Genomic DNA, 11,498 nt, shown 5'->3' with positions numbered 1-11,498 from the left:
AGGGAAGTGGGCAGCCGGAGTGGTGGTCAAGCAGTAGCTATTATTCCATAATAGCTACTAGAGAAAGCGTAAATCTGTGCATTTAGTGATAAGGACGGAGCGAATTTTGCTCCGTTTTTCTTAATGTCTCGGTTTTGATCACACTCCATTTTTGCTATATAAGTATCAAATTATTTTAGTACGAGTGCTTTATTATGATAAATAAAAATTTTATCCTCAATATGCCATTTAATTGCTTGAAGTAAAGTATCCGATTCGATACTTTTTCCGTACTGTTTGTAATCACTTAAAGTTAACCCATCCGTTAAATGGATGGCCTGTTGTGCTAGTATTGGGCCTTCATCTAATTTTTCAGTAACATAATGAGCTGTAGCCCCAATCACCTTAACTCCACGTTCAAATGCTCTTCTATAAGTGTTAGCGCCAATAAATGCAGGTAGCAAAGAATGATGTATATTAATAATTTTCTTATCGAATTTACGAACAAAACGAGGAGATAGTACTTGCATGTACCTGGCAAGTACTATAAAATCAATATTATTTTCCATAAGTATGCTCGATGCTATGCTATCATTCTTCTCATTGGTCTTCGTTAATCTTAACTTTAAAAATGGTATTCCATAAGATTCAACTAGTTCTTTATGGGTATCGTAATCACTAATTACAAGTGGTATGTTACATGAAAGCTCTCCATCAGACCACCTCCACAAGATCTCTCTCAAGCAATGGTTATCCTTTGAAACAAATATAGCCATATTCTTTTTAGTTACTTCTTCCATACTTATATCACTAGCATAATTATTTCCGATTCGTAATAAAGACTCTTCTATATATTTAATACGCTTATCTGCTTTACATTGAAGTTCTATTCTTAGAAAAAATAAATTTTCTTCTCCTTCTAATTGATATTTATTCACCGAATGAATACGTATAAATGGTAGCTTTATTACTTCAAATACTTCGTCTATCATCGAAAAATTAAATTCCCCTTTCAACTTGATTCGATAGTGTTTTGAATTCATCATGCATCCCTCCAATTTTTTTAATCGTATATTGAATCAATACTATTTTCTACAAATATTTCAAATATGTAGAAAAAACTAAAATATTAGTAAAAAAAACCAAAGCATTGTAACTTTTACTCCGATACTATTAACTCATGGGCGGTTACTCCAACATATCTGAAGTAATACTAATATATTATGGAGGTGTTAGATATAAAGGAGGAGGCAACTTGGGGGTAAAATGTATTTTATTATACGATGCAAAAAAAATACTTGATGACAGAGAAGTATTTCTACTAAAAAAATTAAAAGTTGTATTAATCAGAGATTTGAAAACCCTTGAAAAGAAAAATCTAGAGAGATATAAGATGCTAATAATTATCGAAGGAAACAATTTAATCAGTGATGGACAAATGTTAATAGAAGAATTTGAGAAACTTCATATTCCATTAATAAGAGTAAATACGGTACCAAAAGAAGATATATTCGAATTGATTTTTAACATTATCAATGTACAAATAGACTTCAATGAACTTACCCATGTTAACAATGAAAAATTAATAGAAGCATTGCTTTATATTGAAAATAACCTACAGAATAGCAACCTCAATTTAAAAAGTGTAGCTAATCATCTATTTTTAAATACAGCCTATTTCTCTAGATTTTTTAGAGAGTCTATGGGAATTGGTTTTAAAGACTATTTAATTAAGTTAAGAATCGCAAAAGCAAAAGATATGCTAGAAAATGGTCAATTAGTTACAGATGTCTGTATGTCCATTGGTTACACAAATTTATCTTATTTCTCTCAGATCTTTAAAAAGGAAGTTGGACTTAGCCCATCCATTTATAGAAAATATTATCAATTAATGACCAAGGAGGAAAAAAATGTACAGAAAATTTTATGATGTCGTTGGTGTAGGATTTGGTCCTGCAGGAATTGCTTTAGAAACTGCAATAAGAGATATGGAAGATATCAATAATAAGAGTGTATATAAAAGAGTATTTCTTGAAAAAAACAATGATTCGGCATGGATGCCGGAAATGTTACTACCTGGTACAGATATTCAGCACCATTTTTTACGTGATTTTGCTACACCTAGAAATCCAAGAAGTCAATATACCTTTTCAAACTATTTATATGAGAAAGGAAGATTGTTTTCTTTTGGGTTATTAGGTCGCCCAAGTCGAACGGAATGGTCTGATTATGTTCAATGGGTTTCCAAACAAATAGATGACAAAGCACATTATAACGAAGAAGTTAAGTCTGTAAAGCCGATAGTAGTAAATGATGATATTGAAGGTCTTGAAGTGCATACAGTTAATAATGTAAGCAAAGAACACAATGTTTTTCACACTACGAATCTTATTTTAAATTCAGGTAGAAAACCTTATATTCCAAGCCAATTTAAAGATAAAGTAAGTGACAAAGTTTTTCACGCAAGTAAATTCAGAAGTTCCGTACAAAGTATTAATAAAGATGATAATCCTACTTTTACAGTTATTGGTTCGGGGCAAAACTCTGTTGAAATAATTCTATATCTAGCTAATAAATTTCCAAAGTCAAAAATAAATTCTATTGTTAGGCATACCGGATTCCGGCTATATGAGTTAGGCCATTTTACAAATGAAGTATTTTTTCCTGAGTTTACGAATTACTTTTACTCATTGAACCAAAACGAACGAGATAAACTATTCGAGCAGATCAAACATACAAATTATTCAGCTGTAGATGATGATGTTAGTGAAGCACTATATTGGAAGATGTATGAAGATAAAATTAGAGGAACAGAACAAATAGAATTACATCGCTGTAAAGAGATAGTAGATGTGGCTAATACTCAAAAAGATTATTTACTAAATATTAAAGATATATATAACAAACAAGAAGATTCAATAAATACGGATTACATTATCCTTTGTACTGGATTTTTTGAGGAAGAATTTCCAGAAGTACTTCAACCAATGAAAAAATACTTTAATTATAACAAGAATAATAGTTTGAAAGTCTCTGAAAACTATAAAGTAGACACAAAATCAAATGTAAAGGCTAACATTTATTTGAATGGTTTAACAGAGAAAACTCATGGGATAGGGGATGCAGCATCATTCACTATGATGGCGACGAAGGCTCAAAGAATACTTGATTCAATGAACAATATTACCTCTATGAAAGATGGTGTATTGTCTTGAAGGTAAAACAACATTCGGATAAAGTTTCTCGAGTTTGGCCATTGTTTACGAATATTGATGTGGATTATGGAGAAGGTGTGCATATCTATGATCAATCAGGTAGAAAATTTATTGATTGTACATCAGGTATTGGGGTTACAAACACGGGACATTGCCATCCTAGAGTAGTAAAGGCTATAAAGGAACAAAGTGAAAAACTACTACATGGTCAAACAACAATCTTGTATAACTCTATGTTGGACCGGTTAACAAATGATCTACAGAAAATTATACCGGAAAAACTAAACTGTTTCTTCTTTTCAAATAGTGGAAGTGAAGCAGTAGAAGGTGCCATTAAATTAGCACGTCACGCTACTAAAAAACCAAATATTATCTGCTTTCAGGGGGGATATCATGGGCGCTCAATAGGAGCATTATCTTTAACAACCGCTAAATCTGTATATCGATCGGGATATCAGCCTCTTATGTCTGGTGTATTTGTTAGTCCGCATCCATACTCTAGACAATACAGAGAGGAAGACAGTGAAGAAAGAACAAGATATTGTTTAGCTGAACTTGAGCATTTATTAAATACTCAAACTTCGCCAGATGAAACAGCGGCTATGATTATTGAGCCGATATTAGGAGAAGGTGGGTATGTAACGCCACCAGAGAGCTTTATTAACGGTATTAGGGATATTTGTAATAAGAACAATATAGTATTAATTTTTGATGAAATTCAAACGGGCTTTGGAAGAACAGGCGAATACTTTGCGTTTAAACATTTCAATATAGTACCAGATATTCTTGTGATTGCTAAAGGTATTGCATCAGGTCTTCCGCTAAGTGGGATAGCAGCCAATAAGGAAATAATGGATAAATGGATTCCAGGTTCACATGGTGGAACTTATGGACCTAATCCTATCTCTATGGCAGCAGCTATTGAGACGATCAACGTGTTAGAAGACGAAGAGTTAGTAAGTAATGCTAAGGAAATGGGAGACTTCTTGTTAGCAGAATTACAAGCATTAAAAAAGGAATATCCTATCATCGTTGATGTCCGTGGTAAAGGATTGATGATTGGATGTGAATTCGTTGATGACAATGGAAATCCTGGTACGGTAATAGCCGAAAAGGTAAGGCAAAATTGTCTTTCACGAGGATTAATATTACTAACCTGTGGTCCTTATAATCAAGTAATCAGATGGATACCTCCACTTACAATAAAAAAGACTGAACTCGAAAAAGCGTTAACTATTTTTACTTTAGCAATAAAAGATAGTTTAGGGAAATAGATGAAAATGAACTACGATGTGATTATTGTTGGAGGCGGAGTAATCGGGGCCAGTATTGCTTACTTTCTTACTAAATCAAAAAAATTTAATGTCTTGCTATGTGAAAAAGGAAAACCGCCAGGGGATGGGGCAACAAGTATATCTGGTGGATTACTAAGAGTACACCATACGAACAATGCTAATCAATATCTTTCTTTTAGAAGCTTACAATTGTATAAGGAGCTTACAGCAGCCAAACAAATGGATTTTGGTTATCATCCAATAGGTTTCTCATTAATGGTAGGTCCTCAATATGTTGAAAATTTAAAGATCAATGTTCAAAATATGGTCAATTTAGGATTACCGATTAAAGTTTATTCACCAAATGAATACAATTTAGAAGAACGGTTTATAAATGTCGAGAATATAGGTGCTGTCTCCTATGAACCTCTTGGTGGATATGGTAATCCAGCAAAAACTAGCTTAGCATTTATTAATGAAGGTCTAAAGCAAGGGCTTCATTTAATGGAAGGTACAGAGGTTCAAGATATCGTAGTAAATAAAAATAAAGTTGTTGGTGTTCAAACAAATTTATCTCAGATATTCGCTAAACGTGTGATAATCGCATCCAATTACTGGGGGGGAAAGCTAACCAAAAATCTTGGTATTGACTTACCTATCTATACCAAGCGCTTAGGAGTTGTTTTTGCACATACTGATACAGATAAAGTCTTATCACATTCCTATATAGATGATACTTCAGACACGTATATGCGCCCATTCCCTGACGGCCGAATTCTAATAGGAATAAAATCCTCTGAGTGTGATATTAGCGATATTCATTTTAAGAGGAAAATTCAAAATGAAGAAGCACTCGAAGCAATTGATAGAGCTTCTAAAAGGTTCCCTATTCTGCAGAAGGCCAAAGTTTTGGGTGGACGTATTGGTTTTGATAGCTATACTCCCGATCAATATCCTCTTATTGGTCCTACTGAATATGAAGGGCTGTATTTATCCGTTGGTTTTGGTGGAGGGGGATATAAAATAGCTCCTGCAGTAGGTGAAGCTATAGCTAAAGAAATTTTATATAACACAAAAACAAATGAGCTAAAGTATTACAGGATAAATCGATTTGAGAATGAAAAAAAGTACACCTATTTCCAAACAGAAAGCATGTATAAATATATGTAATTTATAAAGAAGGGGGAAGTTTTATATGGAATCGAGGAATAGTCATCCTTATTATATGTATGAAGAAATTATGTTACAGCCTGAATATTTAAAGAAACTGTTTTTATCATTAAAATTTCAAAATCACGGAAGTTTTTTAGATACTTTAAAAAAGAGTAAGAGAATTTTTCTGATAGGATGCGGAACATCCTATCATGTAGCCTTGTCTAGTTTTAGCATAAGTCAAATAATGTTTAAAGAGAAAAATAAATTTAGATCTGTACCTGCGTTTGAATTAATGTCTCCTAATTACTCCCTTAATGAAGAGGATGTAGTAATCGCCTTTTCTCATTCGGGAGATACAAAAGCTACATTCGATTGTATTTTTTTAGCTAATAAAAATAACTGCAAGACGGTAGTAGTTACAGGTGATACAGCAAGTAGATGTGCAGATATATCAGATTTTGTACTGACTTATGGCTATAAAGACGATAAATCTCTTGCACATACAATCACCTATACCTTAAGTACTTTTTTAATGCTCATACTGATGGGGAAGCTAGCAAGAGAAATGGGAGATCTTGCAATTAATGACATAGTTAATTCAGTAGCTATTCAATTACCTTCTCTATTTACTAATGTATTGAATCGCAAAAATGAAATGAAGGAATTAGCAGATGACTTAAAAAGTGATTTCTTTGTGGTATGTGGGAATGAAAATACAATCGGAGTTGCTCATGAAACTACATTAAAGTTCGGTGAGGTTCACTATACTCCAACAACTAGTATGGATGTGGAACAGCTATTCCATGGACCGTTAGTTATGTGTAATAAAGATACAGCAATTATTGTAATCGCTAGTAACCCGAATATGAAAGAAAGGGTGTCTGATCTGTTTAAAGCTAGTAAATTAATTGGCAGTACATCGCTACTATTTACTTCTGAAAAAAATGACATAACTAATGCGGATTATGTATTTAATTTACCGAGCTGTCATGAATTATTAGTGCCATTACTATATGTTTTACCAATGCAGTTACTTAGTTATTATCTTGCAGTTGGGAAAAAGCTAAACCCTGATCATATTCGTAGAGATCAACTAGCATACAAAAAGGCGCGTGAAGCTTATGAGTGAAAAAGCAGTAGTTAAATCTGTTGATCCAATAAAAACATTAGATGACATGTTACCCAAAACTTCCAATAACAAAAATAAGCTTTTTAGAATAGGCATAAGTGCGAATTTAAGCGGTCATACCAGAGAATTGTATACAGGTGTAGCAATTGCTGTTAATGAATATCTCAAGAAGAAAGATAGGCTTTATGATATTGAGGTACTTTGGGAGAAAAGTTCTTTTGATAAAGATTCTACACTTAAGGCTGCAAATCAACTCGTAAATAGAGGGGCTGAAGCAGTAATTGGTCACTTAAGCGCAAACCAATCACTTGTAGCTGCGACTATTTACTCTGATATAGACATTCCTTTCTTAGCCCCAGGTACTTCACATCCATTGCTTACGGAACAAGGCTTTGATAATATTCTTAGAGTTTGTGGAAGAGATGAAGAGATGGCTTATGAAATGGTTCATCTAGTAGATAAATTAACAGCTAATACTAGTTTAAAAATAGTATACCAAGAAAACAGTTACGGAAATCAACTATCAAAATTACTAAGAAAATCAATTTTAGAGAAAGGACTAAGCTTGAAAACGTCGATATTAATTAATGACAATATTGTATCAGAAATAGATGATAGAGATACTTTATTGTTTGCAGGTACGTACGAAGGTGCATTGTTATTAACTGAGAAATTAGCGAAAGCAAATTTTACAGGTACGGTTATATTTGGTGATGATATATTTGTAGCTGATTTTCCATATCTGACTAGTAAACATGATGGATTAAAACTCTTTACTATTTCTACTAAGAAGGACCTTTGCGGAATTAATTATAAGAATTTTGAAAATAAATATAAAGAAATCGCATCTTTAAAGCCAGCTGCTTACTCCGTCACAAGCTATATTGCAACTAAGATTCTATTAAATAACATATCACTATTAAAGAAACACGGTTGTAAACGCTTCATAAATAGCCTTAAAAATGGAGTTGTAGTTGAAGGATTAGAAGAAGTTTCATTTTCGCCAAAAGGAGACTTGCTAGAATTTGAGTGGGATGTTTATGAAATGAAAGCTGGAGATTTTATAAAATTAAACGGGAGTGATCGATAATGCCATATTTATTTTCTTTTGGATTAACTTGTAACCTGGAGACAGCAAAGAAGGACTTAGGCAAATGGAATAGCTATTCTAAAGCAATATTAAAGGAGCATATATACACATTTACAGGATTCCATCCAGATTTTAATGGGGGGACCTCAACGGTAATACAAAAAGATGGAGGGGAAGTATTAGGAATAGCTTTCGAAATCAATGAAAATCAAATTAGTCTTCTTAGAAAAAATGATTATGGTTATATGTTGAAAGAAGTAGAAATTTATCTTGCTGATAAAAAAGTAAAAGCCTATATAATGGTGCCAAAAATTATCGAAGAACGAAGAGAGCCATCGCTAAGCTACTATGAAGGTGTAAAGGCTTCTTTAAATCAACATTATCCAAAGGAAATTGTTGATCGTTATCTAGAAAGAGCGTTAAAAAGAACAAAGAAAAAAGGAGTAAATATCCAAAGGCACCATCGTGATGACTATAAATATGAGTACGGCTCTTTATTAAGAAGAATATATCCGTGGGACAAAACCAGAAAATCACCATTTGGTTCAGGAATTATAATTGTACAACCTGGTGAGACAACAGAGCCTCACAATCATGATGAAGAAGAATCTTTTATTATTTTAGAAGGTGAAGGGGTTATTAATGTAGATGGGGAAACGGAAAAGGTATATCAAGAAGATGTTATTTATTTCGAGCCTTTTTCTGTCCATTCGCTTCATAATACTGGAGGTAAACCTCTAAAATTCTTAGCTGTTTGGTGGGGAGCTGTTGGAATTGAACAATATCAGTTAGAAAATAATCATTGGAAACATTAAAATGAGGAGGTTTTATGATGAGTGAAATATATGTTACGGCAACACCACCGACACCTAATGGCGACCTTCATATCGGGCATTTAGCTGGCCCCTATCTTGCGGCGGATGTTTACACCCGCTTCAAAAAAATAACAGGTAATAACGTTGCGTATATTACTTATGGTGATGATCACCAGAGCTATGTAGCGACAACAGCTAATAATAAGAAAATCGATCCAGAAGAAATGGTAGAGAAGAATAATAATATTGTTAGATCTACATTAAAATCGGCAAACATCGATGTGGATTTATACAAGAATCCATTGGGTAATAACAAACATATTAATTATGTATTAACATTTTTCCTAGAATTATATAATAAAGGGAAATTAAAAAAGAAAACGAAAGATATATTATACTGCGACAAATGTAAGTTGAATTTATATGAGTCATTTGTAAAAGGAAAATGTCCCTATTGTAAAAGTGATTCATCTGGTAATTTATGCGAAGCTTGTGGTCAAATTAACGACCCTATTAATTTGGAGCAGCCCTTCTGCACAATTTGTAAATCTATTCCAATAATTAAACAATATACGGGTCTATTTTTCCCTATTAACGATTATAAAGATAAGTTGAATCATTTTTATTCATCAAGAACAACTTGGAGACCTCAGCTAATAGAATTTTGTAAACAGATAATAGCAAAAGACATTCCGGACTATCCAGTAACCTATCCTTCGAATTGGGGAATACCCGTTCCAATCGAGGGATTTAAAGACCAAGTAATAAATGTATGGTTTGAAATGTACCCTGGGATATTAGAAAGTATTGATTCACATTATCTACATCAATATGGTATTCGCAGAGAGAACAAACATAAACAGACGCTTGTACAATTCCTCGGATTTGATAACAGTTTTTTTAATTCCGTACTACATGTTGCAAGCGCATTTGCTATCGAAAAGGATGAGTTATTACCTGAGCACATCATTACGAATTACTTTTATTTACTAGATAAAGAGAAGTTCTCTACAAGTAAAGGACATGCAATATGGGGAGGAGAACTCTTAAAGGATGTTCCATCAGATAATCTTAGGTTTTATTTATCCTTAACGAATCCGGAGCATATGCAAACTAACTTTTCTTTCGATGATTTTTTACAGACTAATGATAAATTCACTAAAAAATGGGAAGACACAATAAATAGATATATAGAAATGATTAATCATGATTTTAAGGGAATCATACCCAAAAACGCTGCAATACATTATCAAAGCTCTAGCTTAATACAAAGAACAAAAAAGAATCTAGAAAAATTCTATGATTTGGAACAATTTAGTCTACGAAAAGCTTCCTTTGAATTAGAGGACTATATGAGTTCAATTATTGATTATTTAGAGGAAAAGGTTTTACCAATGAAAGCAAAAGACGATTTTTTATACACGCAACAGGTAGCTAATGTCACTTATCTATTAAAGGCTTTATCTGTTTTTTCTTATCCAATTATGCCGACCTTCTCCAAAAAATTAATGAGAAATTTAGGCGCAAGTAGTTCGAATTTGTTATGGGATACAATTTATGACATCAGTACTTGTGACGAAGTTGGAAATGAAAAAGAATTTTTTTACGCATTGAATATTAAAACCAGGAGAGGATCATGAAAAAGATAAAAGTTCTTAAATTTGGTGGTAATTCTTTGAAAACCATGGAAGACCGAAGAAATATTGCTGAAGTTATTACGAAAGAACAAGAGAAAGGATATAAATTAATTCTAGTTGTATCTGCAATTGGGCGATTAGGTGATCCATATGCAACGGATACTTTACTAAGATATATTAAACAGAATGAGTTATCACCAAGAGAAACAGCATTAATTTCTTCTTGTGGGGAAATCATATCAAGCATCGTACTGAGCTCGTATTTAAACCATCGGGGTTTAAAATCATCCGCATTGACAGGTGCGAATGCTGGAATAGTGACATCTAACGACTATTTAGATGCGGAAATCATATCTATAGACAAAAGAAACATGGAAGAACTAATTAATCAGGGAATTATTCCTATAATAGCTGGCTTCCAGGGGTACACTTATACTGGTGACACAACATTACTAAGCAGGGGAGGGAGCGATGTCACGGCTGCGGCGATAGCTCAAACCTTCCAAGCTTGCCAATTAGATATTTATACAGATGTGCCTGGGATAATGACTACAGATCCCAAAATAATAAATTCTGCTCAAACCCTAAAAACACTTAACTATGACCAGGCCTTGAAAATAGCTGCAAGTGGTGGAAAGGTTATCCATCCGGAAGCAATTAAATGGGCTAAAAAAAGCAACATACCAATTAAAATCAAAAAATTATCGAGTTCTCAAGGAACTGTAATTGCTGGAACAATAACGAATAGAAGCTTACCACCAGGTAGTATAATTTGCTTAACAACAAATGTCATGGATGATAAAAGAGGAAAAGTAACCATCATTGGTCACAGCTTAAACAAAAATAAAGATCTTCATAGATATATCCTATATTATAATATGAATATTCATTCATTCTCTTTCTTTTCTGATAAGATCGAGCTAATCATACCCATTCAGATCGTCAACAAATATGTCGAAGTATTTCATAAAAATTTCATAGAAAGTATTAAATGATGAGGAACTGTCCCAAAAGATAAATTTCTATTTAAAGGAACTGGAATATCCTATCTTTCAACGACAACAGTTTAGCCTCTGAGCAAATAAATCACTGTTGCACGAATTTACGATGGTTCTTCCATTTGGGGTCTTGGTTATTCCGGTTTCTTGTATCTGAATGAACCTTTTGGGGCAGTATTTTTTGTTAATTCTATTGTACAGTAGAA

General features: G+C 33.1%; 10 protein-coding genes. 9 read left to right on the top strand and 1 reads right to left on the bottom strand.

Annotated features, from left to right (window positions below):
* Positions 1-170: 170 nt before the first annotated feature.
* A complete protein-coding gene (locus tag Q1A47_RS10685) occupies positions 171-1,022 on the bottom strand; it encodes a formyltetrahydrofolate deformylase (RefSeq protein WP_166530570.1) in 852 nt (283 codons plus the stop codon).
* A gap of 212 nt (positions 1,023-1,234) precedes the next feature.
* On the opposite strand from Q1A47_RS10685, the gene Q1A47_RS10680 reads away from it, so the two are divergent.
* From Q1A47_RS10680 to Q1A47_RS10640, 9 genes are read left to right on the top strand one after another with little or no spacing between them, the layout of a single operon-like run.
* Positions 1,235-1,909 (top strand): helix-turn-helix transcriptional regulator, encoded by a 675-nt coding sequence (locus Q1A47_RS10680; RefSeq protein ID WP_051388459.1) that lies wholly within the window; start codon positions 1,235-1,237, stop codon positions 1,907-1,909.
* Positions 1,890-3,194, top strand: coding sequence for a SidA/IucD/PvdA family monooxygenase (locus Q1A47_RS10675; protein ID WP_166530569.1), 1,305 nt, complete (start codon positions 1,890-1,892; stop codon positions 3,192-3,194). Before Q1A47_RS10680 ends, Q1A47_RS10675 begins: the two co-directional genes overlap by 20 nt.
* Positions 3,191-4,468: an aspartate aminotransferase family protein gene (locus Q1A47_RS10670; RefSeq protein ID WP_246484778.1), complete on the top strand. Its 1,278-nt coding sequence runs from the start codon at positions 3,191-3,193 to the stop codon at positions 4,466-4,468. The genes Q1A47_RS10675 and Q1A47_RS10670 overlap by 4 nt, the downstream gene beginning before the upstream one ends.
* A 6-nt stretch (positions 4,469-4,474) precedes the next feature.
* Complete coding sequence (locus Q1A47_RS10665; RefSeq protein WP_161629296.1) at positions 4,475-5,638, top strand: FAD-binding oxidoreductase; 1,164 nt, start codon at positions 4,475-4,477, stop codon at positions 5,636-5,638.
* A 25-nt stretch (positions 5,639-5,663) separates the two neighbouring features.
* Positions 5,664-6,752, top strand: a complete 1,089-nt coding sequence (locus Q1A47_RS10660; RefSeq protein WP_166530568.1) for an SIS domain-containing protein — start codon at positions 5,664-5,666, stop codon at positions 6,750-6,752.
* Complete coding sequence (locus Q1A47_RS10655; RefSeq protein WP_166530567.1) at positions 6,745-7,842, top strand: ABC transporter substrate-binding protein; 1,098 nt, start codon at positions 6,745-6,747, stop codon at positions 7,840-7,842. Before Q1A47_RS10660 ends, Q1A47_RS10655 begins: the two co-directional genes overlap by 8 nt.
* Positions 7,842-8,657, top strand: a complete 816-nt coding sequence (locus Q1A47_RS10650; RefSeq protein WP_051388458.1) for a cupin domain-containing protein — start codon at positions 7,842-7,844, stop codon at positions 8,655-8,657. Before Q1A47_RS10655 ends, Q1A47_RS10650 begins: the two co-directional genes overlap by 1 nt.
* A gap of 17 nt (positions 8,658-8,674) precedes the next feature.
* Positions 8,675-10,297 carry a class I tRNA ligase family protein gene (locus Q1A47_RS10645; protein WP_051388457.1) on the top strand — a complete coding sequence of 541 codons (1,623 nt, stop codon included), beginning with the start codon at positions 8,675-8,677 and terminating at the stop codon, positions 10,295-10,297.
* The gene (locus Q1A47_RS10640; RefSeq protein WP_051388456.1) at positions 10,294-11,289 is read left to right on the top strand and encodes an aspartate kinase; all 996 of its coding nucleotides are present in this window, start codon (positions 10,294-10,296) and stop codon (positions 11,287-11,289) included. The genes Q1A47_RS10645 and Q1A47_RS10640 overlap by 4 nt, the downstream gene beginning before the upstream one ends.
* Positions 11,290-11,498 lie beyond the last annotated feature (209 nt).

The sequence above is a fragment of the uncultured Virgibacillus sp. genome (genome assembly GCF_947495635.1).
Classification (GTDB): domain Bacteria; phylum Bacillota; class Bacilli; order Bacillales; family Amphibacillaceae; genus Virgibacillus; species Virgibacillus salarius.
Note: the sequence above shows the minus strand (reverse complement) of the source record. Positions and strands in the feature narration are given on the sequence as shown.